Annotated in this window: 22 protein-coding genes and 1 pseudogene; 7 read left to right on the top strand and 16 right to left on the bottom strand. The window is 66.9% G+C overall.

Features of this window, described 5'->3' with window-relative positions; all coding sequences use genetic code 11:
- Positions 1-3: 3 nt before the first annotated feature.
- The 5 genes from C1737_RS24725 to C1737_RS24745 form a co-directional block, all read right to left on the bottom strand.
- Positions 4-225 carry a hypothetical protein gene (locus C1737_RS24725; protein ID WP_067919022.1) on the bottom strand — a complete coding sequence of 74 codons (222 nt, stop codon included), beginning with the start codon at positions 223-225 and terminating at the stop codon, positions 4-6.
- A 71-nt stretch (positions 226-296) separates the two neighbouring features.
- Positions 297-749, bottom strand: coding sequence for a DUF5709 domain-containing protein (locus tag C1737_RS24730; protein WP_068062178.1), 453 nt, complete (start codon positions 747-749; stop codon positions 297-299).
- A 211-nt stretch (positions 750-960) separates the two neighbouring features.
- Positions 961-1386, bottom strand: coding sequence for a hypothetical protein (locus C1737_RS24735; RefSeq protein WP_067919023.1), 426 nt, complete (start codon positions 1384-1386; stop codon positions 961-963).
- 184 nt (positions 1387-1570) lie between these two features.
- Positions 1571-1879 (bottom strand): hypothetical protein, encoded by a 309-nt coding sequence (locus C1737_RS24740; RefSeq protein WP_142393493.1) that lies wholly within the window; start codon positions 1877-1879, stop codon positions 1571-1573.
- A 10-nt stretch (positions 1880-1889) separates the two neighbouring features.
- A complete protein-coding gene (locus C1737_RS24745) occupies positions 1890-3302 on the bottom strand; it encodes a phosphoribosyltransferase family protein (RefSeq protein ID WP_102419698.1) in 1413 nt (470 codons plus the stop codon).
- A gap of 180 nt (positions 3303-3482) precedes the next feature.
- Here C1737_RS24745 and C1737_RS24750 point away from each other — a divergent pair.
- Positions 3483-4618, top strand: a pseudogene (locus tag C1737_RS24750) (CapA family protein).
- Here C1737_RS24750 and C1737_RS24755 read toward each other — a convergent pair.
- The 5 genes from C1737_RS24755 to C1737_RS24775 are packed head-to-tail and all read right to left on the bottom strand — an operon-like array spanning position 4599 to position 9691.
- Entirely contained in the window at positions 4599-5423 is an 825-nt protein-coding gene (locus C1737_RS24755; protein WP_102420115.1) for an LLM class F420-dependent oxidoreductase, read from the bottom strand. The pseudogene C1737_RS24750 and the gene C1737_RS24755 sit on opposite strands and share 20 nt — an antisense overlap.
- A gap of 23 nt (positions 5424-5446) precedes the next feature.
- Positions 5447-6502 carry a poly-gamma-glutamate hydrolase family protein gene (locus tag C1737_RS24760; protein WP_102419699.1) on the bottom strand — a complete coding sequence of 352 codons (1056 nt, stop codon included), beginning with the start codon at positions 6500-6502 and terminating at the stop codon, positions 5447-5449.
- Complete coding sequence (locus C1737_RS24765) at positions 6503-7759, bottom strand: Nramp family divalent metal transporter (RefSeq protein ID WP_174813947.1); 1257 nt, start codon at positions 7757-7759, stop codon at positions 6503-6505.
- 40 nt (positions 7760-7799) lie between these two features.
- On the bottom strand, positions 7800-8876 hold the full coding sequence (locus tag C1737_RS24770) for a diacylglycerol kinase (protein ID WP_102419701.1): 1077 nt from the start codon (positions 8874-8876) through the stop codon (positions 7800-7802).
- Positions 8877-8899: 23 nt separating this feature from the next.
- Positions 8900-9691, bottom strand: coding sequence for an SDR family oxidoreductase (locus tag C1737_RS24775; RefSeq protein ID WP_067919029.1), 792 nt, complete (start codon positions 9689-9691; stop codon positions 8900-8902).
- A 255-nt stretch (positions 9692-9946) separates the two neighbouring features.
- Here C1737_RS24775 and pstS (C1737_RS24780) point away from each other — a divergent pair, with 255 nt between their 5' ends.
- From pstS (C1737_RS24780) to pstA, 4 genes are all read left to right on the top strand, one after another.
- Complete coding sequence (gene pstS / locus C1737_RS24780; protein ID WP_067919030.1) at positions 9947-11059, top strand: phosphate ABC transporter substrate-binding protein PstS; 1113 nt, start codon at positions 9947-9949, stop codon at positions 11057-11059.
- Between the two features lie 183 nt (positions 11060-11242).
- A complete protein-coding gene (gene pstS / locus C1737_RS24785; protein ID WP_102419702.1) occupies positions 11243-12355 on the top strand; it encodes a phosphate ABC transporter substrate-binding protein PstS in 1113 nt (370 codons plus the stop codon).
- Between the two features lie 57 nt (positions 12356-12412).
- On the top strand, positions 12413-13357 hold the full coding sequence (pstC, locus tag C1737_RS24790) for a phosphate ABC transporter permease subunit PstC (protein WP_197516399.1): 945 nt from the start codon (positions 12413-12415) through the stop codon (positions 13355-13357).
- Entirely contained in the window at positions 13354-14262 is a 909-nt protein-coding gene (gene pstA / locus C1737_RS24795; protein WP_067919033.1) for a phosphate ABC transporter permease PstA, read from the top strand. The genes pstC and pstA overlap by 4 nt, the downstream gene beginning before the upstream one ends.
- Before the next feature lie 18 nt (positions 14263-14280).
- On the opposite strand, the gene C1737_RS24800 is transcribed toward pstA, so the two are convergent.
- From C1737_RS24800 to C1737_RS24820, 5 genes are all read right to left on the bottom strand, one after another.
- The gene (locus C1737_RS24800) at positions 14281-15189 is read right to left on the bottom strand and encodes a Ku protein (protein ID WP_102420116.1); all 909 of its coding nucleotides are present in this window, start codon (positions 15187-15189) and stop codon (positions 14281-14283) included.
- 111 nt (positions 15190-15300) lie between these two features.
- Positions 15301-16227, bottom strand: coding sequence for a carbohydrate kinase (locus C1737_RS24805; protein WP_102419703.1), 927 nt, complete (start codon positions 16225-16227; stop codon positions 15301-15303).
- Positions 16224-17636, bottom strand: a complete 1413-nt coding sequence (locus tag C1737_RS24810; RefSeq protein WP_102419704.1) for a mannitol dehydrogenase family protein — start codon at positions 17634-17636, stop codon at positions 16224-16226. Before C1737_RS24810 ends, C1737_RS24805 begins: the two co-directional genes overlap by 4 nt.
- Positions 17637-17746: 110 nt before the next feature.
- Positions 17747-18613 (bottom strand): HAD family phosphatase, encoded by an 867-nt coding sequence (locus C1737_RS24815; RefSeq protein WP_068097733.1) that lies wholly within the window; start codon positions 18611-18613, stop codon positions 17747-17749.
- The gene (locus C1737_RS24820; RefSeq protein ID WP_068097736.1) at positions 18610-20127 is read right to left on the bottom strand and encodes a mannitol dehydrogenase family protein; all 1518 of its coding nucleotides are present in this window, start codon (positions 20125-20127) and stop codon (positions 18610-18612) included. The genes C1737_RS24815 and C1737_RS24820 overlap by 4 nt, the downstream gene beginning before the upstream one ends.
- A 127-nt stretch (positions 20128-20254) precedes the next feature.
- Between C1737_RS24820 and C1737_RS24825 the strand changes: the two genes are divergently transcribed.
- Together C1737_RS24825 and C1737_RS24830 are read left to right on the top strand one after the other, a co-directional pair.
- Positions 20255-22525 (top strand): ATP-dependent DNA ligase, encoded by a 2271-nt coding sequence (locus tag C1737_RS24825; RefSeq protein ID WP_233214816.1) that lies wholly within the window; start codon positions 20255-20257, stop codon positions 22523-22525.
- The gene (locus C1737_RS24830) at positions 22522-24459 is read left to right on the top strand and encodes a fumarylacetoacetate hydrolase family protein (protein ID WP_102419706.1); all 1938 of its coding nucleotides are present in this window, start codon (positions 22522-22524) and stop codon (positions 24457-24459) included. Before C1737_RS24825 ends, C1737_RS24830 begins: the two co-directional genes overlap by 4 nt.
- A gap of 148 nt (positions 24460-24607) precedes the next feature.
- Here the strand turns inward: C1737_RS24830 and C1737_RS24835 are convergent, their stop codons facing one another.
- On the bottom strand, positions 24608-25402 hold the full coding sequence (locus tag C1737_RS24835; protein ID WP_067919052.1) for a DUF4436 domain-containing protein: 795 nt from the start codon (positions 25400-25402) through the stop codon (positions 24608-24610).
- Positions 25403-25602 lie beyond the last annotated feature (200 nt).

Here is a 25602-nt window from a genome sequence, read left to right on the forward strand (position 1 = left end):
CGACTATTGCCATCTGAGATCTTCGTCGAGTTGTTGGGCTCGTTCGTCGAGTTCGGCCGCGGGGCCGGTATCAATGGTGACCTCTTGCCAGTACGTCGGACTGTAGAGGTGAATGTCTTTGCCGCTATTGACCCTCAGCACGCCGCCCGTGAGTACTGCATAGGTGGCGCCGTCCGGATATTCGTGGTCTTCATCCCGGCCGCAAATCTGGATCCACATCTTCATACCGAAAAACCCTCCGCGTCCGCCGATCGAATTCTTGAGGCTACCGCTGCGACGGCGAGCGGGAGAGGGCCTTAATCTTCCTCGTCGATGACGTGCATGGCGGCTTCCTCGGCGGACGCCGCGCCTCCGCTGATTCCGACGTCCGTGGCGAACAGCTCCTCGTCGGCATCTTCGCCAAAACCCAAGTCCGGCGCGATAAGCCGGCCGGCTCGTGCGCTGCCCACCTCGCGCCGTTCCGGAAATTCGGCGTCCCGCTCGGAGGCGTCGCTGCGCCGCTGGTCGTCCTCGTCGAGGACGACGTTGATTCGCGACGCAGGATCTGGCTCTTCCTCCGCGAGAATCTGGTCCATGGTCTCGGCCGGGCCGAATGCGCCGCGCGCGTAAGGGTGCTCGGGCGGTGAGTATCCCTCGTCGAGGATGTCGTCCACGCCGCGATCCACCAGGGTGTCCTCCGGCTGAAGTTGGTTGTCATCCTCGACGCTGTATTCGCCGGCCGCGGGGCCGGTCTCGTAGTGAGCACTCATCATTCGCCTGCCATGTGATCGTCGTTACTGTCACGATATTCGCCGCGTGCGCACTTCAACAGTAAGGATTGCACCTTTTGCGGCATAGGGTCATTTGTCCTTTTCAGCCGAGGTATATCCGTCAATTACGCTGATTCCGGCTACCGACGGAGCGCGAATTCATCTGCAGCATAGAGCCTCCGGCTCGTCCGTCATCTCGGTCGGAAGACACTCAGCCCAGTCGCTCGACCTCGTCGGCCGCCTCGGTCAGCGCCGCGGCGAGTTCGCGCGCGGCTGATGCGTCCAGCGCATTCAGGTGACGGGCGTGCACGGAGATCCACCGCCGCGTGGAGCCGTCGACCTGCTGTCGGCCGCAGATCTGCACGTGCGCAGACCCGCTACGGCGAGAGGTGCCCTCGAAGTCGCGAAACCAATTGCTGTCCAGGTGCCAGTCGAACGTGCGAACCGCACCGTCGGGCGGTCCGATCGCGTCGAATGGCATCCCGGCGGACACGTTCTTGGCCGCCCACTGCCGCGCCATGTCCAGCAGCGTCTGCGGTTCGTCGTGTTCGAGGCGCTCCAGCTGAGCGATTTGCGCAGCGGTGAGATGATCGGCCACGTCGCGCCAGTTTTGCGCGGTGTCGTCAGATGCGGTCATGGTTTGCAGTCTGTGCTGGTCTGCCGCCGTTGACGAGAGTCGAAAGTCATGTTTTGGTGGTCCGGCGGCACAGTGGGATCCCTGCGAATCGGTATGGGCCGGCCGGTCTCGGAATTCATGACCGCCGATCAGGCTTTGATTTGCTTGCGGTTCAGACGGTTTGGCGCCCCCGAACGGCCAACGGTCAGCCGATACCGACGCGAATCCCTTCGTGCCGCTGCTCCAGCTCACTGCTGACTCCAGTGAAGAGGTCGTGCGCGTCGGCGTTGACGCCGCGCAGCGTGACCGTCAATTTGCCCGGCTCACTATCGAGGACGATGCCGCCGGCCGGATGCAACGGATATTCGCGGGTCCCGGTGCCACCCGTCCCGGTTGCGGTCGCCAACTCGTAGCCGTGGTCGTCCCGGAGCCGGTCGGCGAGGGCTGTGACGATTTCGCTTGCCAGCTCGTCGGGATCGACTGTCTCCGGCACGGTCAATGTCAGTCTGGTCACCCGCACCACGCTATACCGGGTTCGTGGTCACAGCTGCCGGGCTCAGGTGGTCGACGAACCAGTCGCGGGCCAGCATGGCGACCTTCTCGAGCGTCCCAGGTTCTTCGAACAGATGGGTGGCGCCCGGTACGACGGTGAGTTTGCAGGTGCCGGGGATCGCTGCTCGCGCTTGCCGATTCAATTCCAGCACCACGTCGTCATTGCCGCCCACGATGAGCAGCGTCGGCGCGTAGACGCGGGCGAGGAACGGCCCCGCCAGATCCGGCCGCCCGCCCCGGGACACCACCGCCGCGACGTTCACCCGCGGGTCGGTGGCGGCGACCAGGGCCGCGCCCGCTCCGGTGCTGGCACCGAAGTAGCCCACCGGCAACGCGGCCGTATCCGGCTGGCGGGCCAGCCAGCCGGTGGCGGCGACGAGCCGTCGAGCCAAGAGCTCGATGTCGAAGACGTTGGCTCGATTTCGTTCCTCTTCGGGGGTGAGAAGGTCGAACAGCAGGGTGGCGAGACCCGCGCCGTTCAGCACGTCGGCCACGTAGCGGTTGCGGGGGCTGTGGCGGCTGCTTCCACTACCGTGCGCGAACAGCACCACGCCGAGTGGATTCTCGGGGATCGTCAGATGCCCGGCCACCGACACCGAACCGGCGCTGACCCTGACTTCCTCGTCGCGTAATGGTGGGTCGGCCGAGTCGGCATCGGCCAACGGGCCGCGAGAACCGTTTCGGGCGCGATCCAGGAGCGTGACCACCTCGTCGTCGGAAGTCTGGGTGAAGTTCCGGTAGCCCTGCCCCACGGCGAAGAAGTATTCGGGCGTGTGCAAGCAGACCACTTCGTCGGCGTACCCGGAGAACTTTGCGAACACATCGCGTCCGCCGATCGGTACGGCCAGCACCACCCTGCTCGCGCCCTGGGCCCGAGCCACCTGGCAGGCGGCTTTCGCCGTCGCGCCGGTGGCGACGCCGTCATCGACGATCACCGCGGTTCGTCCCGCCAACGGAATCGGATCGTGCCCGCCGCGGAACCGTTCCGAGCGACGGGCCAACTCGGCCCGCTGCTTCGCCTCGACCGCCGCCATCTCGGCCCCGGACAAGTGAGCTTCACGCACGATGGCGTCGTTGAGCACCCGCACTCCGCCCTCACCGATCGCGCCGAAGGCCAGCTCGGACTGGAACGGAACCCCGAGCTTGCGCACGACCAATACATCGAGCGGGGCCTGCAGTGCCTTGGCGACCTCGAAGGCCACGGGCACACCACCGCGTGGTAGGCCCAATACCACAACGTCTTGGCCGCGCAAGGATTCCAAACTCTTGGCCAGCTGTCGTCCGGCGTCGACCCGATCGTCGAACAGTCTTTGATCGCCGCGCAACGAAGCAAGCCGCTGCACCAGCGGTCGACCCCACTCGCTATCGCGGTCCGTTTGTGCCATCCCCTCAGTGTGTCGCGAGCCGCCGGAGCGCCGAAGGGCCGTAAGGCCACTGCCGCGGGGACCAAGGCCCCTGACCGGCGTTTTCTCCGAACGCCTAGCGTCGGCGTGGTGGAGACGGCTCGTCCACCGGGCTCCTCGCATGACTCCGGTGTGGTCACGGTGCTGTTGGGTGGCGACGTCATGCTCGGGCGGGGCGTCGATCAGATCCTGCCCCATCCCGGAGATCCGGAACTGCGTGAGCACTACCTGCGTGACGCCGGGGGATACGTCCGGCTCGCCGAGCGGGCAAATGGGCCGATCCCGCGTCCGGTGGATTGGCGGTGGCCGTGGGGCGAGGTGCTGACGCTCCTCGACGAGGCCGCCCCGGACGTCCGCCTGATCAACCTGGAGACAACGATCACCGCGCGCGGTCAATTCGCCCACGGCAAGGCGGTCTGTTATCGGATGCATCCAGACAACCTGCCGGCCCTGACCGCGTTGGGGCCGGACGTCTGCGCGCTGGCCAACAACCACATCCTCGACTTCGGCCGTCACGGGCTGGCCGACACCGTGTCGGCGCTGACGGGTGCGGGAATCCGGGGCGTCGGGGCGGGGGCCGATTTGCCTACCGCACGCCAACCAGTGGTGCTCGACATTCCCAACAAACGCCGGGTCACGGTGGGCTCGGTATTCCCAACAAACGCCGGGTCACGGTGGGCTCGGTGGCGATGCCGTCGGCCGGCGTTCCCGTGTCTTGGGCGGCGCACCACGATCGGCCCGGCGTGCGGCTGATCCGGGACGCATCGGTCCGCGGCGTCGCCGACGAGGTGGCCGCGGACGTGCTGGCAGACAAACGAGACGGCCAGATCGCCATCGTTTCGGTGCATTGGGGATCCAATTGGGGCTATGCCCTGGCCGAAAGCGACGTCGCGTTCGCGCACCGGCTGATCGATGCCGGCGTCGACGTCGTGCACGGTCACTCCTCGCACCACCCCAGGCCGATCGAGATATACCGGGGCAGACCGATCCTCTACGGCTGCGGCGATGTCATCGACGACTACGAGGGCGTCGGTGGGCACGAGGCCTACCGCGCCGATCTCCGGCTCCTGTATCTGACCCGAACCGACCCGGCCACCGGCGAATTGGTGTCGCTACAGATGATCCCGCTGCGCGTGCGCCGGATGCGGCTCGAGCGTGCGCCTCGCGACGAGGCTGAATGGCTCCGCGCAACGATCGAGCAAGCCAGCAGCCGATTCGGGCTGCGTGTTGTGACGCGGCCGGACGACCTTCTGGAGGTCGAGTTACCCGGCAAGGCGCTCAGCGCAGCTCCGCGATGACCTTTGCGAAGTTGTCGACGTGGTTGTCCTGGACGGTGATGAACGTGACCCCGTACTTCTCCCGGTACTCCAGCAGCGTGTCGGCCATCTCGCGCGGTGACCCCGTCAGGACGGAGTGCATGGCCAGGATCTCCTCGTCGGACAACCCCGACGCGTACCGACGCGTCATCGTCAGGTCGGGCAGGCTCTCGCCCTCGGCCGGGACCGCCGTGACGGCGAGGTTCAACTCGAGCGCGCCGAATCGGTCGCCGGCGGCGTTGCGGACGAACTCGACCCGTTCGGTCAGCGGGTCGTCGGCCTCTTTCACCCTCGAACCGGTCAGCCCGATGATGTCGGCGTGCTGGGCGGCGATGGTCAGCACCCGGTCGCCGTTGCCGGCGATGAGGATCGGCGTCGTCGGGTGGTGCTCTTTCAGGTATTTCGTCATGTGGTTGAGGTAGTCGACCCGGGCGCCGGCGCTGGGGTAGGGGAGCTCGGCGGCGTCGAACTCTTCCTTGACATACCCGGTGCCGAGCCCGATTTCGAGGCGGCCGTTACTGAGCTTGTCCAAGTCGCCCAGGTCCCGGCTGAGCAGGGCGGGCTTGTAGAAGGCGGCGTTGAGCACATACATGCTCAGCTTGAGTTTGTCGGTGACCATGGCGGCCGCGGTCAGAGCCGGAATGGGGGCCACGGCGCCGAGATGGTCTGGCACGCAGAGCACATCGAATCCGATGTCTTCTGCCTGCTTCACCTTGTCGACGAATGCTGCGCGCGACTTGATGAAGCGCATGCTCATTCCGAAGCGAAAATCCTTGGCCACCAACAACTCCATTCAACAGATGAGGACAATTACCAACAACGTGCGGCTTCCGCGAGTCCCTGGATCAGCGCCGTGGTGACCGGCGAGAGGCCGTCGTCGCCGGGCAGTGGGCTGCGCGGGCTGATGCCGCGCACGCGGGGGGAGAGCTCCAGCTGGGTCCCGCCGTCGCGCACCCGGTTCACGGGGTTGCCGGGATGCAGACCCCGCAGCTCCGGCGGGATGTCGTCGAGGTCGGTGACCACCCGATAACCGGTCAACCGAATGTGCCGGGCCAGATGCGCGGCCAGCGCGCGGTTGCGCCCACCGGCCAGCAGTTGCGTGCTGCGCCCGATGCGGCCGTAGCCGTGCAGCGACACCGCAACGTCGACATGGTCGAGGAACTCGGCGAGCGGTGGCGACTCGGCCGGGTCGAACAACGCCGAGGGCAGGTGGTGCGGGTAGTGGTCGGGGTGACGCAGCACGTACACGGACGCGTCGGCAGCCTCGGCGGCGCGTTCCGCGATCACGTCGGTCATCTCTTCCAGCCCGCCGCCGTGGATGGCCAGAAAGCCGAAACGCGACCGCAACCGGCCGGCCTCGCTCACCCCCTCCTGACCCAGCAACGCCGAAAGCGATTGCGGCGCAGGCCCCGACGCCGACGCGCGGCGCGGCCAGCGTGAGGGGTCCCAGCGCCGCAGGAAGTCGACCCAGCGTTGCGGCAACCCGTGCTGCACGGCACCGGCGATGATCTTGGGCAGATAGCCCGGCCGGGGCGGGCCCGGTGTCACCCGATGGTCGATGTAGACCCAGGCCGGCGACGGCCCGTCGTCGGTGTGCACGGTCAGCCGGTCGCGCCGGTAGCGCACCGGCACGCCCTCGGCGCTGTCCAGGGTCGCCAGGTCCCCGTCGGAGATCTGCCAGACCACGCCATGTACCTGATTGCCGGCGCACGGCTCGACCGTGGCCACGCCGCGCTGGTTGATCAGCCAGTCATGGTCGGACAGGATCGCCGGCCGCGGATCGGCCGCGTCGGGACACCGCAGCGCCATCTGCTTCACGCACAGGTTCGACCCGTATGCGAAGTAGGCATGCCGGCGGGGCGGCATTCAGCCGGTCACCGTCAGCCAGATGAGGACCACGTTAAGCAGACTAATCATTACGCCGACGGCCCAGCCAAGAACCGTCGTGACGGGGTGGTTGGTGTCGTCGCCCATCAAGTCGCGGTCGCTGGTGAGCTTCACCAGGGGGAGGACCGCAAACGGTATTCCGAACGACAGCACGACCTGGGAGAGCACCAGCGCGCGGGTGGGGTCGAACCCGACCGCAAGGATCACCAGGGCGGGGCACACGGTGATCAAGCGGCGCACCAGCATCGGGATCCTGCGGTGCAGTAGCCCCTGCATGATCATGGCGCCGGCGTACGCGCCCACCGAGGACGACGCCAGTCCGGAGGCCAGCAGGCCGACCGCGAACAGCACCGCGATGGTCGCACCCAGGGTGTGGTGGATCGCGGAGTAGGCGCCCTCGATGGAGGCGCTGATGTTGCGATGCTGCAAGTTGATCGCGGCGACCAGCAGCATCGCGGCGTTCACCGTGCCCGCGACGGCCATCGCCAGCACGACGTCCAGCCGGGTGACCCGCAGCAGCAGGCGTCGATGCGCGCCCTCCGCCGGATGCCCGTGCCGGTCGAGGACCAGCCCGGAATGCATGTACACCGCGTGCGGCATCACGGTGGCGCCCAGGATGGCGGCGGCGAGCAGCACGCTTTCGGTGCCCCGGAATCGCGGCACCAGCCCGCCGAGCACGTCTCCGGGCGGCGGCGTCTTGACGAAGAAGCTGGCCGCAAACCCGACGGCGATGACGAGCAGCAGGCCGGTGATGACGCGCTCGAAGATGATCTGCCCGCGCCGGTCCTGGATCGCCAGCAGCAGCAGCGACACCAGCCCGGTGATGATGCCGCCGACCAACAGCGGCAGATCGAACAGGATCCGCAAAGCGATTGCCCCACCGACGATTTCGGCCATATCGGTGGCAATCGCCACCAGCTCGGCCTGGGCCCAGTAGACCAGCCGGACCGGCCGGCTCATTCGCTTGCCGACGGCCGCCGGCAACGAGCGCCCGGTCACCAGGCCGAGCTTTGCCGACAGATACTGCACCAGCCCGGCCAGCGCATTGGCCACCACGATGACCCACAGCAGCAGGTAGCCGAACTGTGCCCCGGAGCTGACGTTGGCGGCGACGTTGCCGGGATCGACATAGGCGATCGCGGCGACAAAGGCGGGCCCGAGCAGATACCAACTGCTTTTCAGCGAGTCCTGGCTGCTCTGCGTCAACGTGGCGCCCCTCGATTCATCCGGCCGAATAAGAAAGTGAGGTTAGCCGAAGACTCGACGCGCCCATTGCTCACCCGGGCAGGTAGAGGCCCTTGCCGGTGATCAGGGGCAGGTCCAGCGTCGTCACGATGCCCGGCGGGGCGGCCACCACCGCGGGGATCGCGTTGACCACCCGCATCGCGGTGGCGACCAGCCCGGCATGGTTGTGGTCACCCTTGCGGCTGCTCAGGCAGACGTCCATGGCGTAGGACGGTTCGCCGGTCACCTCGATGCGGTAGGACCCGCCGGGCTGGGCGGGCTGGGGCCACTCGGGGCACAGGTCCTCGCGCAGCCGGGTGACGTGTTCGAGGACCACGACGGGGTCGCCGTTGACCATGCCGAACACCTCGAACCGCAGCGCCGCGGCGCTGCCCTTCGGTATATGCCCCGACGCGATGTCGAAGTCCTCGGGCGCCGGCACGCGGACGTATTCCTGCGCGACCGAGTCGAGCGAGATGCCCAGGCCGGCCGCCAGTTGCCGAACCACCGACCCCCACGCCAGGCTGAGCACGCCGGGCTGCAGCAGCATGGGGATCTCGTCGAGGGGCTTGCCGAAGCCCATCACGTCGAACATGACCGCGGCGCTGTCGTAGGTGGCGTAGTCGACGATCTCCATGCAGCGGATCTGCTGGATGTTCTGGCAGGTGCCGGCCAGCGCCAACGGCAGCAGGTCGTTGGCGAAGCCGGGGTCGATCCCGTTGACGAACACACTCGAATTGCCTTCGCGCGCAGCGTCTTCGATGGGCCTGATCAGCTCCTTGGGAATCACCTGCCACGGATACTGCAAGAACACCGGTCCGCTACCCACGACGTTGATCCCCGCGGCCAGGACGCGCCGGTAGTCCTCCAGCGCCTCGGGCAACCGGTTGTCGGCCAGCGCGTTGTACACGGCGCACTGCGGCCCGGTGGCCAGGACGGCGTCCAGGTCGGTGCTGGCCCGCACGCCGGTCGAATCGGGGAGCCCGGCGAGTTCTGCCGCGTCCTTGCCGGCCTTGGCGTCCGACGACACCCAGACGCCGGTGAGCTCGAACGCCGGGTTGGTGATGAGCGCCCGCAGGGCGTGGATACCGACGTTGCCGGTGCCCAACTGGACGACGGGTATTGCCATGACGGCTCCTCAGCGGTCGGGGGTCACAGATCCGGGACGGGGATGTCGAGGTTGGGATAGGTGAGGCCACCGTCGACCTCCAGCGTCTTACCGGTCAGGAAGCTGCCCGCCGGGGACGCCAAATACACTGCGGCGGCGGCGATATCGACGGGATCACCGAGGCGGCGCATGGGGGTGGCCTTCTCCATCGGCGCGCGCAGCTCGTCGTTGGAGGCCACCACGTCCAGCGCGGAGGTGAGGATGGACCCCGGCGCGATCGCGTTGACCCGAATGCGGGGGCACAGGTCGAGGGCGGTCAACCGGGTGTAGTGCGACAACGCGGCCTTGGCGGTGCCGTAGGCGGCGAAGCCACGGCCGGCCAGCCGGCCCATGGTCGAGGTGATGTTGATGACGCTGCCGCCACCAGAGTGCTCGAGCATCAGGGGCACCGCCGCGACGGTCAGCGCGTGGGCGGTGGCGACGTTGAAGGTGAACGCGTCCTTGAGCTCTTTGGTCGAGGTGGTCAGCAGCGTGTTGGGCATGGTCCCGCCGACGTTGTTGACGACGATGTCCAACTTCCCGAAGGCGTCGACGGCCTGGCCGGCCAGCTCCGCGGTCACCTCCGGATGGGCCAGATCGGCGGCCACGATGTGCGCGCGGCGACCGGCGGCCCGGACCTGCTCGGCGACGCCTTCTAGTTGCGATTGCGTCCGTGAGGCGATGAGGACGTCGGCGCCCGCCTCGGCGAAAGCCAGCGCGATGGCCGCCCCGAGGCCGCGGCCGGCACCGGTGATGACGGCGACTTTGTCATCGAGACGAAATCTGTCAAGGATCATTGCGGCCTCTCTTCGCCCAAGTTGTCAGCCGACACGGTAGCAAGCCCCGCCGTCTCGGATGCGGCATTTCTGGAACAGGTTCTACTTTTGCATATGGGTGGGCCGATGTAACGCCCCACGCCCAGTTCCGGGCGGTATCTCGCGTCCACTGCGAGAACATCCACCCGGCGCTAGCCTTAGTGCTGACCGTTTTGGTCTGCGCAGCGGCTATTGAATGGTGGCAATCGTGTTTGATGTTTCCCGTTGGGGATTCTATTGGGCCTGAATCGCTTTGGCGCTGCGCTGAGTGTCCTGACCGTTGTTGCCGTTTTGGGGGCGGCCTGCGGGACCAACGACAACGCGGCCGGGAAAAGCGCCGGGCCCGGCACGTCGCCTGTCAGGGTCAGCTGTGGTGGGACGAAGGCGCTGAAGGCCAGCGGCTCGACCGCCCAGGCCAACGCGATGACCCGCTTCATCAAGGCGTTCGAGCAGGCCTGCCCGGGCCAGACGCTGAACTACACGCCCAACGGGTCTGGCGCCGGGATCGGCGAATTCACCGGCAAGCAGACGGATTTCGCGGGATCGGACTCACCGCTGGCCCCCATCGAGTACTTCGCGGCACAGCAGCGCTGCGGTTCGCCGGCGTGGAATTTGCCGGTGGTGTTCGGCCCCATCGCGATTACCTACAACGTTGCGGGGGTGACGTCACTGAATCTGGACGGCCCGACAGCCGCCAAAATATTCAAGGGCGCCATCAGCACATGGAACGACCCCGCGATTCAGGCATTGAACCCGGGCGTCGCGTTTCCCGCCGAGCCCATTCGCGTGATCTTCCGCAACGATCAGTCCGGTACCACGGACAATTTCCAGAAATACCTGGACTCGGCCGCCAACGGAGCCTGGGACAAAGGCATCGGGAAGACGTTCAACGGCGGTGTCGGCGAGGGCGCCAAAGGCAACGACGGCACGTCGGCTGCGGTCAAGGCCACCCAAGGGGCGATCACCTATAACGAGTGGTCCTTTGCCCTGGCGCAAAAGCTCAACATGGCCAGGGTCATCACGTCGGCCGGTCCCGACGCGGTGGCGATCGACGCGAGTTCGGTCGGCAAGACGATCGCCGGCGCCGACTTCACCGAGGAGGGCAACGACTTGGTCGTCGACACCTACTCCTTCTACAAGCCGACCCAGCCCGGTTCCTACCCGATCGTGCTGGCGACGTATGAGATCGTCTGCTCGAAGTACGCCGATCCCCAGGTCGGCGCGGCCGTGAAGGCCTTCCTGCAGAGCACCATCGGCGCGGGGCAGAACGGTCTGGCGGACAACGGCTACATTCCCGTCCCCGACTCGTTCAGGTCCCGGTTGTCCGCGGCGATCAACGCCATCTCGTGAGCTCCTCGCAAGCGCCTGCGACCCCCCGCAAAGCCGTCCTGGCCAGCGACAATCAGCCGACAGCAATTTGCCCGGCGTTAACCTTCGTGCTGTTAGCTTCCTTGCTGCGAGCGACGACTGGCCGCCGACAGCGGCCAGCAGAACGTCGACAATCATGTTTCATCCCTACCGTTAGGAAGTGACTTGAAACTCAACCGATTCGGTGCCGCGCTGAGCGTCGTGACCGCTGGTGCGCTGGTGTTGTCGGGCTGCGGAAGCGACAACAACGCCAGTAGCGGAAACACGACCAGCGGTTCGTCGGCGGGCAAGGTCAGCTGCGGCGGGAAGAAGACGTTGAAGGCCAGCGGGTCGACCGCCCAGGCCAACGCGATGACCCGCTTCGTGAACGCGTTCGAGCAGGCCTGCCCCGGCCAGACGTTGAACTACACGGCCAACGGCTCAGGCGCGGGAATCAGTGAATTCAACGGCAACCAAACCGATTTCGGTGGGTCTGACTCGCCGCTTGCCCCCAAGGAATACGCCGCGGCGCAGCAGCGGTGCGGCTCGCCGGCATGGAATCTGCCGGTCGTGTTCGGTCCGATCGCGATCACCTACAACGTCAAGGGCCTGAGTTCGCTGAGCGTCGACGGTCCCACGGCGGCGAAAATCTTCAACGGCGCCATCACGACCTGGAATGACCCGGCCATCGCGGCCCTCAACCCCGGTGTCACGCTGCCCGCCGAGCCGATCCACGTGGTGTTCCGCAACGACGAATCCGGCACCACGGACAACTTCCAGAAGTACCTCGACGCCGCCTCCAACGGAGCCTGGGGCAAGGGCACCGGCAAGACGTTCAAGGGCGGTGTCGGCGAGGGCGCCAAGGGCAACGACGGCACGTCGGCGGCGATCAAGGCCACCGAGGGATCCATCACCTACAACGAGTGGTCGTTCGCCCAGGCGCAGAAGCTCAACGTGGCCAAGGTCGTCACGTCGGCCGGTCCGGACGCCGTGGCGATCAGCGCTGACTCGGTCGGCAAGACGATTTCCGGGGCCAAGATCAGCGGGCAGGGCAACGACCTGGTCCTCGACACGCTCTCGTTCTACAAGCCCACCCAGCCGGGGTCTTACCCGATCGTGCTGGCGACGTACGAGATCGTGTGCTCGAAGTATCCCGATCCCCAGGTCGGCACCGCGGTGAAGGCGTTCCTGGAAAGTACGATCGGTGCGGGGCAAAATGGCCTGGCCGACAATGGGTACATCCCCATCCCGGATTCGTTCAAGTCGAGACTGTCGGCCTCAATCAACGCCATCACGTGATCTGAGGTGGTCGTGACCCGTGGAGCGGTAGCCAGCCCGTCGACCCAAAAACCCGAGCTGAAGACGCTGAGTGCGCCGTCGACTCGGGGGGGCGACCGGCTGTTCAAACTCGCGGCTGCCGCTGCCGGGTCGACGATCGTGGTCGCGATCCTGCTGATCGCTCTGTTCCTGCTGATTCGCGCCGTTCCGTCGCTGCGGGCCAACCACGCGAACTTCTTCACCAGCGCGCAGTTCAGCACCACCGACCCGGGGAAGCTCGAGTTCGGCATCCGCGACCTGTTGATGGTGACCGTGCTCAGTTCGCTCACCGCCCTGGTGGTGGCGGTGCCGGTGGCGGTCGGGATCGCGGTGTTTCTCACCCAGTACGCGCCCAAGCGGCTGGCCCGCCCGTTCGGGGCCATCGTGGACCTGCTGGCCGCGGTGCCCTCCATCATCTTCGGGTTGTGGGGCATCTTCGTGCTGGCGCCCAACATCGAACCCATCGCGGCGTTCCTCAACCGCAACCTGGGCTGGTTCTTCCTGTTCAAGCAGGGCAACGTGTCACTGGCCGGTGGCGGCACCATCTTCACCGCGGGCGTCGTGCTGTCGGCGATGATCCTGCCGATCATCACGTCGGTCTCGCGCGAGGTGTTCCGGCAGACCCCGCCTATGCAGATGGAAGCGGCGCAGGCGCTGGGTGCCACCAAGTGGGAGGTGGTGCGGATGACCGTGCTGCCGTTCGGTCGCAGCGGTGTCATCGCGGCGTCGATGCTGGGGCTGGGACGCGCGCTCGGTGAGACCGTGGCGGTGCTGATCATCTTGCGCTCCGCCGCGCGCCCGGGGAATTGGTCGCTGTTCGACGGCGGGTACACGTTCGCCTCGAAGATCGCCTCCGCGGCGGCCGAATTCAGTGCACCACTGCCCACCGGGGCCTACATCGCCGCGGGGTTCGCGTTGTTCGTCTTGACATTCGTCGTGAACGCGCTGGCTCGCGCCATCGCCGGCGGAAAGGTCAACGGATGAGCTCCGCGGTCGAAACCTTTGACCGGCCGGTCAAAGCCCAGGCGTTCCGGCCCGTCAGCATCCGGCGCCGGCTCACGAACAACGCCGCGACCGCCTTCTTCGTCGCCTCCTTCCTGGGCGCGCTGGTGCCGCTGGTCTGGGTGCTGTCGGTGGTGGTGGCCCGGGGCTGGTACGCGGTCACCCGGTCGACGTGGTGGACCCACTCGCTGCGCGGGATCTTGCCGGAGCAATTCGCCGGCGGCGTCTATCACGCCCTGTACGGCACCGTGGTGCAGGCGGGGGTGGCCGCCCTGCTGTCCGTCCCGCTGGGGTTGATGACCGCGGTCTTCCTGGTGGAATACGGCTCCGGCCGGCTGGTGCGTCTCACGACGTTCATGGTCGACGTGCTCGCCGGGGTGCCCTCGATCGTGGCGGCCCTGTTCATCTTCAGCCTCTGGATCGCCACCCTCGGATTCCAGCAGAGCTCGTTCGCCGTGTCGCTGGCGCTGGTCCTGCTGATGCTGCCCGTGGTGGTCCGGTCCGCGGAGGAGATGCTGCGGTTGGTGCCCGACGATCTGCGGGAGGCCAGCTATGCGCTCGGCGTTCCCAAATGGAAGACCATCACGCGGATCGTGTTCCCGATCGCGATGCCCGGCATCATCTCCGGCATCCTGCTGTCGGTCGCGCGGGTGATCGGCGAAACCGCCCCGGTGCTGGTGCTGGTCGGCTACAGCCGATCGATCAACACCGACATCTTCCACGGCAACATGGCCTCGCTGCCGCTGCTGATCTACACCGAGCTCACCAATCCCGAGCACGCCGGCTTCCTGCGCATCTGGGGTGCGGCCCTGAGCCTGATCCTCATCGTCGCGGTGATCAACCTGATCGCGGGGGCCACCCGCTTCTTCGCCACCCGCAGACGCTGAGCACGCGCGGGGTGCGCGTCACGCTTTGGATGCGGCCTTCTTGGCCGGTGCCTTCTTCGCCGTGGTTTTCTTCGCCGTGGTCTTCGTGGCGTTGGCCTTCTTGGCCGGTGCCTTCTTGGCCGGCGCCTTGCCGTCGCCGGAGCGCGCCTTGACGCTGGCTTCCAGCTTGGCCAGCAGGTCGGAGACGTCCTCGGTCTCGTCGAGCTCCTTCGGTTGCTCCTCGGTGGTGAACGCCTCGCCGCCTTCGAGTTTCGCGTCGATCAGCTCCTGCAGCTGCTCCTGGTAGGTGTCGCGATAGCGGTCGGGGTTGAAGTCCTCGGCCATCGACTCCACGACCTGGCCGGCCATCTTCAATTCCGCGGGCTTGATCTCGACCTCCTTGTCGAGCACCGGGAAGTCGGGGTCGCGGATCTCGTCGGGCCACAGCAGGGTGTGCACCATCATCACGTCCCGCTTGCCGAAGTCCTTGACACGCAACGCCGCCAGTCGCGTCTTGTTGCGCAGCGTGAAGTGGACGATCGCCATCCGATCGGTCTCGGCGAGTGTTTTCGCCAGCAGCACATAGGATTTCGACGACTTGGAGTCCGGCTCCAGGAAGTAGCTGCGGTCGAACAGCATCGGATCGACCTCCTCGGCGGGAACGAACTCCAGCACCTCGATTTCGCGGCTACGTTCTTCGGGCAAGGTGGAGATGTCGTCGTCGGTGATGATGACCATCTGACCGTCGTCGGATTCGAAGGCGCGGGCGATGTCGCGGTATTCGACGACCTCGCCGTCCAACTCGCAGACGCGCTGGTAGCGGATGCGGCCGTTGTCCTTGGCGTGCACCTGATGAAACTTGATGTCGTGGTCCTGGGTGGCGCTGTACACCTTGACCGGGACATTGACCAGCCCGAACGCGATCGAGCCCTTCCAGATGGAGCGCATGTAAGTCAGTATGCCCACACCGACGCTGGGAAAACACCTTGACAGGCCGATGACCTGGGATTCTGCGGCTTTCCGCCGGGATGCGACGGGCCGGATTGCCCCGGTCTTGGACTACGTGAAATCGCCAGGGGCAGAGGTCAATTGAGCCCGGAGGGCGGCCCGGTCGGGCAGGTCGGCGCCGGCCCGGGCGACTATCAAAGCCGACACGGCGCTGGCCGTCCCGAGGGCGGCGGTCAGGGCGTCGGGCTCGATCCGGGCCAGGGCGGCCCGCCGGTCGGCGCCCAGCAAGTTCATCTCCCACAGCGAGTCGAGCAGGCCGACCATGAAGGCGTCGCCGGCACCGACGGTGTCGACCACCCTGGCCGGTTTCGCCGTGACCTGGACCTCGCCGGCCGCGCAGAACGCCCGCGAACCGCGGGCCCCCATGGTCACCGCGACGACCGCAGGTCCCGCTGCCAACCACGCCCTCGCCGTTCGTTCCGGCTCGTGATCGGGCTCGATCCAGCGCAGGTCCTCGTCGCTGACTTTGACGATGTCGCTGCGCGTGACGAGGTGCTCGATCCGCGCACGCGCCAACGCGGGGTCGGCGGTCAGCGACGGGCGCACGTTCGGGTCGAAGGTGACCGTGGCGGAATCGCGGTAGGTGTCGATCAACGCCGCGACCGCGAGGCAGCCCGGCTCGCGGGTGGCGGCGATCGACCCGGTGTGCACGAACAGCGGCGGCGGACCCGCGGGTGCGCCGGAGAGTCGCCAGTCCAGATTGAACACATAGTCGGCCGAGCCGTCCTCGGCGATGGCCGCCACGGCCGTCGGTGTCCGGGTGGCCGCAATGCTACCCGAAACAAGGTGCGCGCCAGCAGCTTTCACGTACTCGGCGATGCGCCGGCCGTACGGGTCGTCGGCGATGTGGGTCAGGAAGTCGACCTCGCGGCCCAGCCGTGCGAGTCCGACGGCGACGTTGAGCGGACTGCCGCCGACATGCTCGTCGCCCTCGACGATATCGATCAGCGACTCGCCGATCACCAGCCCGCGGTTCATCGCACCAAAGCCTCCAGCGTCGCCCGAGCTCCCTTGCTGTGCAACGAATCCAGCGCCCAGCGGTACGCCTCGACAAACCGTGGCTGGTGGGCGAGATCGCAGAACATCGCCGTGACCTCGATGAACGCGGTGGGGTTCTGGTATTGCGACCTGGCGATCGGGATGAGCGAATCCGCAAGCTGATCCACGACCTCGTACGGCCTACCCCATTCGTCGGTGCCCTCGGCGTAGCGCGCCCAGCTGGCCACCGCCGCGGCCGCGAGCCGAACCGGTCCGTCGGCGGCAAGGTTGTCGCAGATGACCGGAAACAGCCATTTCGGGATGCGGTCGGACGAGTAGGCACACAGCCGGGCGACGGTGTCACGCACGGCCGGATTGGCGAACCGCTCGACCAGCGTGCGGGCGTATTCGTGGAGGTCGATTCCCGGTACTGGCGGCAGCGTGGGGATGGCCTCGTTGTCGAAGTAGGCGAGCAGGAATTCGGCGATCAGCGGATCGCGGGCCGCCTCGTGGACGTACTGGAAGCCGCACAGGTGTGCGAAGTAGGCCAGGCACTGATGCCCCGCGTTGAGCAGCCGCAGCTTCATCAGCTCGTACGGGCGTACATCCTCGACCAGCAGCACCCCTGCCCGCTCCAGCGGGGGACGGCCGTCGGCGAAGTCGTCCTCGATCACCCAGGCGCTGAACGGCTCGGCCACCACCGGCCACCGGTCGTCGACTCCGAAATCGCGCCGCACCTCCGCGGCCATCTCCAAAGTCGTTGCGGGAGTAATACGGTCGACCATCGAATTGGGGAAGCGGGCGTGTTCCGCCACCCATTCGGCCAGCGTGGGATCCACGCGTTCGGCGCTGGCGAGCACGGTGCGCCTGGCGACCTCACCGTTGTTCTCGATGTTGTCGCAGGAGACGATTGTCGGCGCGGGAATTCCGCGATCGCGCCGCCTGGCGAGCGCCTCGGTGATCAACGTGAACGCGGGCCCGTCCGGGTCGCGGTACCCGCCTTCGGTGATGGTCAGTGAGATGATCCGGGTGGACGCCGCGGTGATCACCTCCAACGCCGATTCCGGGTCGTCGGGGGCGTAGCGGTAATCCACGATCGAGCCGATCACCTGGGCGTCCCGGCTGCCGTTGGGGTTCTCCAAGATCAGCGTGTACAGCCCGTCCTGACCGTTGAGGACGTCGCGCATGGTCCAGTCGGAGGGCATCACCCCTATCCCGCAGATGCCCCAGTCGAGTGCCAGGCCCTGCTGCATCAGCAGGTTGATGTAGGCGGCCTGATGCGCCCGGTGGAAGTGCCCGGCCCCGATATGGGCGATGCCGACGGTCACGCTGCCCCGGTCATAGTTCGGCGCCTCGATCGGCAGTGCGGAAAGCGACGCGTTGCTCAGGCTGATCGCGCTAGCCACCATTGGCCAACTCCTCACCGGGCCACCGCCCGGATCGTCACCGGGGCGGTGGCACCTCTCGACGGTATGACAGCCGCGGGCCGAAGCCCAGCGACAAACGGCCCTTCGCTGCCCTATGTGAGCGGGGATCCCCCGGTCGGCACGGCCGACAACAGCAGGACATCGGCAAGAGCACGCCACGAATCGGTTATCGCGACCGCGCCGGCATCGATCAAATCCGCTCGGCGGCAATCCTGTTCGTCGGGTGGCACGAACATGAGGTTGCCGACGGTCGGATAGCCGGCTGCGACCGCGGAACGCACGCCGGCCACGGAGTCTTCGATGGCCAGCCCGTGTTCGGCCGCGACCCCCATCACCTGACCGGAATGCAGATACACCGCCGGGTCGGGTTTGCTGGTGGGCGTCGGCAGTGAATCCTCGGCGCTGAAGGTCACCGCTTCGGCTATCAGCGAGTCGATGCCGGTGGCGGCGAAGCAGGCACGCAGGCGCTTGGTGGCGCTGGAGCTGACGGCCGCCAGCGCGTAGTGCGGCGCGAGGTCTCGCAGCGGTTCCAGCACCCGCGGGTCGGGCGTCAGTGTCACCGCCAGATGCGCAGTGACCCGTTCGCGCTCTTCGCGCACCCACTGCTCGAGTTCGTCGGCGCACAACGCGTTTCCCGTCGCGACGTCACCGGCCGAGGCGACCACCGCGTCGGGAAGGCCGCCGGCCAACGTCTGATCGAGCGGCAGGCGGCACTGGACGGCCAGGTCCAGAGCCATGGCGCGGAAGTTCTTGCCGACGGCCCGCTTACGCAACTCCTCCGAGTCGAGCGGAGCGGTCACGCCGAACCTGGCCAGGAAGCGATTCATCACCTCCGTCGACGCCTCGAACGCCGGCCTTTCCGAGGCGAACAGGTTGTCGTCGGCGTCGCACAGCAAGGTCGTGATCGGCGCAGGGTCGAATGTGCGCACAAAGGTTAGCCCGGAGAGTTCATCGCTCATCGTGACACCAACTCCCGCTCGTCGTTGCGCATCCCGTCACGCAGCGTGGGCACCACACCGCGCGTGTCGATACGCCTGATCATCTCCCCAAGGCGCTCCGCAAACCCCGGCACCGGGCGTAGCTCGGCGAACATCGCATGCCGCAGCAGCGGATCAGGTTTGTCGCCTGCCATGTTGGCCAACCTGCCCACCGGTATCGCCTGGGAGTCTTCCAGGCGGAGCTTGCGCCCCTGCAGGTCGTGCCCGCGCATGTACCGGGCCCAGCCGGCAACGGCCAACATCAGCAGCGTATGCGGCCTACCCTGCGCGATCGCATCCTGCAGGGAGGGCAGCACAAACGACGTGATCTTGCTCGTTCCCCGCCTGGCCAGCCGCGACAATTGGTCACTCATCTGGGGATTGCCGAGCCGATCGAGCAGGCTGGCCCGGTATTCGGGTGTGTTCATCCCGGGGACGGCGGGCAGCAGTGGCTGAATTTCGTCGCGCAAGAGCCTCTCGACGTAATCGAATATCACGCGGTCCTGCATCGCTTCGTCGGTGCGCTGGTAACCGGCCAAGATGGCCAAACACGCGAGCGCGATATGGGTGCCGTTGAGAAGACGCGTCTTGATCAGCTTGTGGTCGCTGACATCGGCGACGAATTCGGCACCGACCTCGTCGAGCGGCGGTCGCCCGTTGCTGAAGGAATCCTCGATCACCCATTGGCGATACGGCTCGGTCACCACCGGACACCTGTCGGCGACGCCGAACGTCTGCTCGACGAACTTGCGCTCCGACTTCGAGGTTTGCGGGGTGATGCGATCGACCATGGTCGACGGGAACGCGACATGCTTTTCGATCCAGCGGGCGAGGCCGGGGTCCTTCAAGGCGGCGAACGACACCAGCGCGGTTCTCGCCGGCCGCGTGTCGCCGGGAACGTTGTCACAGCACAGCACGGTGAATGGCGCCACGCCCGCGCGGCGGCGCCGGTCGAGAGCTTCGGCCAGATATCCCCACGCGGTGGCATAACCACCGGACGCGACGAGGTCGGCGCGGACGTCGGGGTGATGGGCATCGAACTCGTCGGTGACCGGATCCAGGAAGTATCCGGTGTCGGTGATGGTCAGGCTGACGATACGGGTCTCGGGATCGGCCAGGGCGGCGCGCACCGTCGCGCAATCGTTCGGTGCGTAGTGCACGGAGCCGATCGAGCCGACGACGCGGGCGCTCTGGCGGTCGTGGCCGCGCTGCACCACGGTGTAGAGCCCATCCTGCGCGGACAGCAAGTCCTTGGCGGTCGGGGAGTGCAGGCTGACGCCGGTAACCCCCCAACGATCCGAAATGCCCGCGCGGGCAAGGTCATCGAAGTAGACGGCCTGATGCGCGCGGTGGAAATTACCCGCGCCGATGTGAACGACACCACGCTGGAGGGCCGATCTCTCGTATGTAGGTACGGCGATTCGCCGGGAGTGCAGTCGGAGGGTGGCATTGCTGAGGGGGACGCCACATTCTGGACGCCGGGACAATATGCGCATCCGTCTTCGGTGCCCGGCCTTTCGGCGCGTCTAACCCCTTCGTGGTTGACGTCACAAAAATTTACGTTTGAGACATATGCAGTGGTGGGAACGAGTAAGCGCTGCTCACACGCGTAAGTTGACTCTCATGGCACCGCGGGTGAAGCTGACCAACGCCGACAAGGTGCTCTATCCCGCCACCGGGACCACGAAGCGGGACGTCTTCGACTACTACACCCGCATCGCCGAGGTGATGATCCCGCACATCGCGGGGCGCCCGGCCACCCGCAAGCGCTGGCCCAACGGGGTCGAGCAGGACGCCTTCTTCGAAAAGCAGCTGGCCGCGTCGGCGCCGGACTGGCTGCCGCGCGCCAGCGTCACGCACCGCTCCGGGACCACGACCTATCCGATCATCGACAGCCCCGAGGGGCTGGCGTGGATCGCGCAACAGGCCGCGCTGGAAGTGCACGTGCCGCAGTGGCGGTTCGTCGCCCAGTGGACCCGGAGCAAGGCCGAAGAACTCAAGCCCGGCCCGGCGACCCGATTGGTCTTCGACCTCGACCCCGGCGAGGGCGTCAGCATGGCCCAGCTGGCCGAGGTGGCCCATGCCGTGCGCGACCTGATCGACGGGATCGGGCTGACCCTGTTCCCGCTCACCAGTGGCAGCAAGGGTCTGCACCTCTACGCGCCGCTGGCGGAACCGGTGAGCAGCAAGGGCGCGACGGTGTTGGCGAAACGGGTTGCCCAGCAACTGGAAAAGTCGATGCCCGAGCTGGTCACGTCCACCATGACCCGCAGCTTGCGGGCGGGCAAGATCTTCCTCGACTGGAGCCAGAACAACGGATCGAAAACGACCATTGCGCCGTACTCCCTGCGCGGACGCGAACACCCGACGGTCGCAGCGCCGCGGACCTGGGCGGAGATCGAGGACCCGGCGTCGCTGCGCCAATTGCGCTACGACGAGGTGCTGGCCCGTGTCGCTCGCGACGGCGACCTGCTGGCGGCCCTGGACAACGACGTCGCCGTCCCGGACCGGCTGACCAGGTACCGCGGCATGCGGGACGCATCGAAGACCCCCGAACCCGTCCCGTGGACGAAACCCACTACGGGGCAAGGCAATACGTTCGTGATTCAAGAACACCACGCCCGCCGGCTGCACTACGACTTCCGGCTGGAGCGCGACGGCGTGCTGGTATCGTGGGCGGTGCCGAAGAACCTGCCCGAAACCACCTCGGTGAACCATCTGGCGGTCCACACCGAGGATCACCCGCTGGAATACGCCGCCTTCGAGGGCAACATCCCCAAGGGGGAATACGGGGCCGGGAAGGTCATCATCTGGGACTCCGGCACCTATGAGGCGGAGAAGTTCAATGACTCCGCCGAAAAAGGGGAGGTCATCGTCAACCTGCGCGGCAGCAAGGTCTCCGGGCGCTATGCGCTGATCCAAACCAAGGGTGACCAGTGGCTGGCGCACCGGATGAAGGACCAGAAGGTCTTCGACTTCGACGGAATCGCGCCCATGCTGGCCACCCACGGCTCGGTCGCGGGGTGCAAGGCGGGCCAGTGGGCCTTCGAAGGCAAGTGGGACGGTTACCGGCTGCTGGTCGAGATCGACCACGGAGACCTGCGGGTGCGGTCCCGGCGGGGCCGGGAGGTCACCGGCGAATACCCCCAATTGCGCGCTCTGGCAGCCGATCTCGCCGACCATCACGTGGTGCTCGACGGGGAAGCAGTCGTCCTGGACGCCTCCGGGGTGCCGAGCTTTCATGCGATGCAGAACCGGGGCCGCGGCAGCCGCGTGGAGTTCTGGGCGTTCGACGTGCTGTATCTCGACGGCCGTTCGCTGCTGCGGGCCCGCTACCAAGACCGCCGAAAACTGTTGGAGACGCTGGCCGGTGGCAGTGACCTCATCGTCCCCGAGCTGTTGCCGGGGGACGGGAAACAGGCACTGGAGCACTCCCGCGAGCACGGCTGGGAGGGCGTGGTCGCCAAGAAACGCGACTCCACCTATCAGCCGGGCCGGCGCTCGGCGTCCTGGATCAAGGACAAGCATTGGAACACACAGGAAGTCGTCATCGGCGGCTGGAAGGCCGGGGAGGGCGGCCGCAGCAGCGGCATCGGGTCGCTGCTGATGGGCATCCCCGCCGACGGGGGGCTGCACTTTGCCGGGCGGGTCGGTACCGGGTTCACCGAGCGTGACCTGGCGAGCCTGAAGAAGACGCTGGCGCCACTGCACACCGACGAATCCCCCTTCACCCCGCCGCTTCCCCGCAGCGAGGCCAAGGGCGTGACGTACGTCGAGCCGGTGCTGGTGGGCGAAGTGCGCTACAGCGAATGGACCCCGGATGACCGGTTGCGCCAATCGAGTTGGCGTGGGCTGCGGCCGGACAAGGAACCGAGTGAGGTGGTGCGCGAATGAAATGGGTGACCTACCTTGGCGCGGACGGTGAACGCACCGGGGTGCTCTCCGGTGACGCCATCCACGCGATGCCCGCGGGCGTGACGCTGCTCGACCTGGTCGGCCGCGGCACCGACGGATTGCGCGCGGCAGGCGAGGAGGCGCTGCGCGCCCCGGCGGCGACGGTGCCCCTGGGGGAAGTGCGGCTGCTGGCGCCGATCCCGCGCCCACCGTCCATCCGCGATTCGCTGTGCTTTCTCGATCACATGCGCAACTGCCAGGCCGCGCTGGGCGCCGGGCGGACGCTCGCCGACACCTGGTACCGGATACCGGCGTTCTATTTCGCCTGCCCCGCAACGGTTTTAGGGCCCTACGACGATGCCCCCACCGCGCCCGGAAGCGCTTGGCAGGACTTCGAATTGGAGATCGCCGCGATCATCGGCACCGGCGGGCGGGACTTGACCGTCGATGAAGCCGAGCGGGCCATCATCGGCTACACCATCTTCAACGACTGGTCGGCACGCGACCTGCAGCAACTGGAGAGCCAACTGGGCATCGGACAGGGCAAGGGCAAAGACAGCGGCGTCACCCTGGGCCCCTACCTGGTGACACCCGACGAACTCGAGCCGTACCGGCGGGACGGCAGCCTGGACCTGCGGGTGACCGCGCTGGTCAACGACGCCGTGATCGGGTCGGGTTCGACCGCCCAAATGGATTGGACCTTCGGCGAAGTCATCTCCTACGCCTCGCGAGGCGTGACGCTCGCCCCGGGCGACGTCATCGGCTCCGGAACGGTGCCGACCTGCACGCTGGTCGAACACCTGAACCCGACGGCGCTGGACTCCTTCCCCGGCTGGCTGCACGACGGCGACGTCGTCACGCTGCGGGTCGAGGGACTCGGGGAGACCCGACAGACCGTGCGCGCCGGTGCCGCACCGCATCCGTTGGCGGCCCGACCCAATCCCGACGCCGCGCCCGCGGCGCCGCGGGTGAATCGGGCGCCCGCGAAGGTGCCCTACACGCGCGGCCTGCACCAGGTCGCCGACCGGGTCTGGGCGTGGACGCTGCCCGACGGCGGTTACGGGTGGAGCAACGCCGGGCTGGTCGCCGGCGACGACGCGTCGCTGCTCGTCGACACGCTGTTCGACCTGGCGTTGACCCGCGAAATGCTCAGTGCGATGCGGGACATCACCGCCGCCGCACCCATCACCGACGCGCTGATCACCCACTCCAACGGCGACCACACCCACGGCAACCAGCTGCTCGATCCGTCGGTTCGGATCATCGCCGCGCGGGGCACGGCGGACGAGATCGCGCACGGGATGGCGCCCGAGATGCTGGCGATGGCGCAGACTGCGAACCTGGGCCCGGTCGCGACCCCCTACACCCGAGACCGCTTCGGGCACTTCGACTTCAGCGGCATCACGGTGCGCAACGCGGATCAGACGTTCGACCGCGAGCTGACCATCGAGGTGGGTGGGCGGCGCATCGACCTGCTGAACTTGGGCCCCGCGCACACCGCCGCGGATTCGGTGGTGCACGTGCCCGACGCGGGTGTGCTCTTCGGTGGCGACCTGCTGTTCATCGGCTGCACCCCCATCGTGTGGGCCGGCCCGATCGCCAACTGGATCGCCGCGTGCGACGCGATGATCGCGCTGGACGCGCCGACGGTGGTGCCCGGCCACGGCCCCGTCAGCGACCCCGACGGAATCCGCGCCGTGCGTGGCTATCTCGCCCACGTCTCCGACCAAGCCGAGGCCGCCTACCGCCGCGGGCTGTCGTGGTCGGAGGCGGCCGACACCATCGACCTCGGCGAGTACGCGACCTGGCTGGACGCTGAGCGCGTCGTCGTCAACGTCTATCAGCGGTACCGCGAACTGGACCCGGAGACCCCTCAGCTGGAGGTGATGGCCCTGCTGGTGATGCAGGCCGAGTGGCTGGCCAAGCGGTCCTGAAACCCCGCGGGAAATCCAAGGACACGACAGCTCTCGGCGTGGCGCGGGCAGGCTCGGTCTGCCGCGGTTGCCGGCTTGGCTTGATCATGCGAGAGGCGCCTGGGACGTGCGCTGAAATTGATAACCGTGACGCTGGAGCTTGTGTGGCTCAGGTCGGCGTCTCGGCGTCGGGTCTGAGGTGCTGCCACCAGCAGTAGATGTAGATCGCCATCGAAATCGCCAGTATGACGATCACCCAGAGCACCACTGTGACGTCAACCCACCATCCGATCGGTGGCGAGTCGGGGAGGGCATTTCGCAGCGGTACTACCGCGAAGAGCATTGCCGCATACCAAGTCGTCATCGGCGGCTGGAACTTTCGGCGACCACGCACGGTCTGCACTGCAACGATCAATCCCAGACCTGCAAGCAGGATCAATACACCGAGGATTGCGGCAGCAAAAGCTCCGGTCGTTGGCGACCGGTGCAAGACCACTCGATACGGTGCCGGCTTACCGGCCTGGCTGGTGGCGGGGACGTCAACCCTCCAGCCGCGAAGACGGTCGATAAAAGTCACCGACGCCCGCTGTGGTTCTGCCCCAGCGCCCCGGAAGAGTTCGACCGTGATGGGGCCCGAATGGTAGTCATCGAACGGCCAATGCCGCACGTCACCAGTGAGATTCAACGTGACCGGAAAAACGCCGGGCAGCATACCTTTTGACCACGTGCGTTTGGTCGGTGTTACCGCAGATGTCACTATGACACTGAGGTCTTGGGTGAGGTCATGGGTTGAGGGATCCAGCAGCCCCGGCCCGGGCGATACGGCCAGGTCGGCGATCAACTCGCCATCGATCGAGTGAACTTCTTTGAGGCCGATGGTCACCGTGGTTCCATCGGACGCCGGGTAACCATCGACGACTCGACGAGGTTGGCCCATACCTGCGCTGGCATACAACATGATCATGCCGACATAGGCGGCGATGAGGATCACGACACCGACGATGCCTAACGTCCTGAGGGATGGCCTTGCACGTAAAGGCTTATCCGCCGACAACAGCGCCTCCCCTATGGCATGTGTTTCCGTGCAGGGATTGTAGCCGTGAGTGAGCCTCGGTGCTTGGTCACGGAACCGGCGCCGGACACCCCGCACCGGGTGGCCGCCCA

Source organism: Mycobacterium sp. 4858 (assembly GCF_900240975.1).
In the GTDB taxonomy this organism is placed as follows: Bacteria; Actinomycetota; Actinomycetes; order Mycobacteriales; family Mycobacteriaceae; genus Mycobacterium.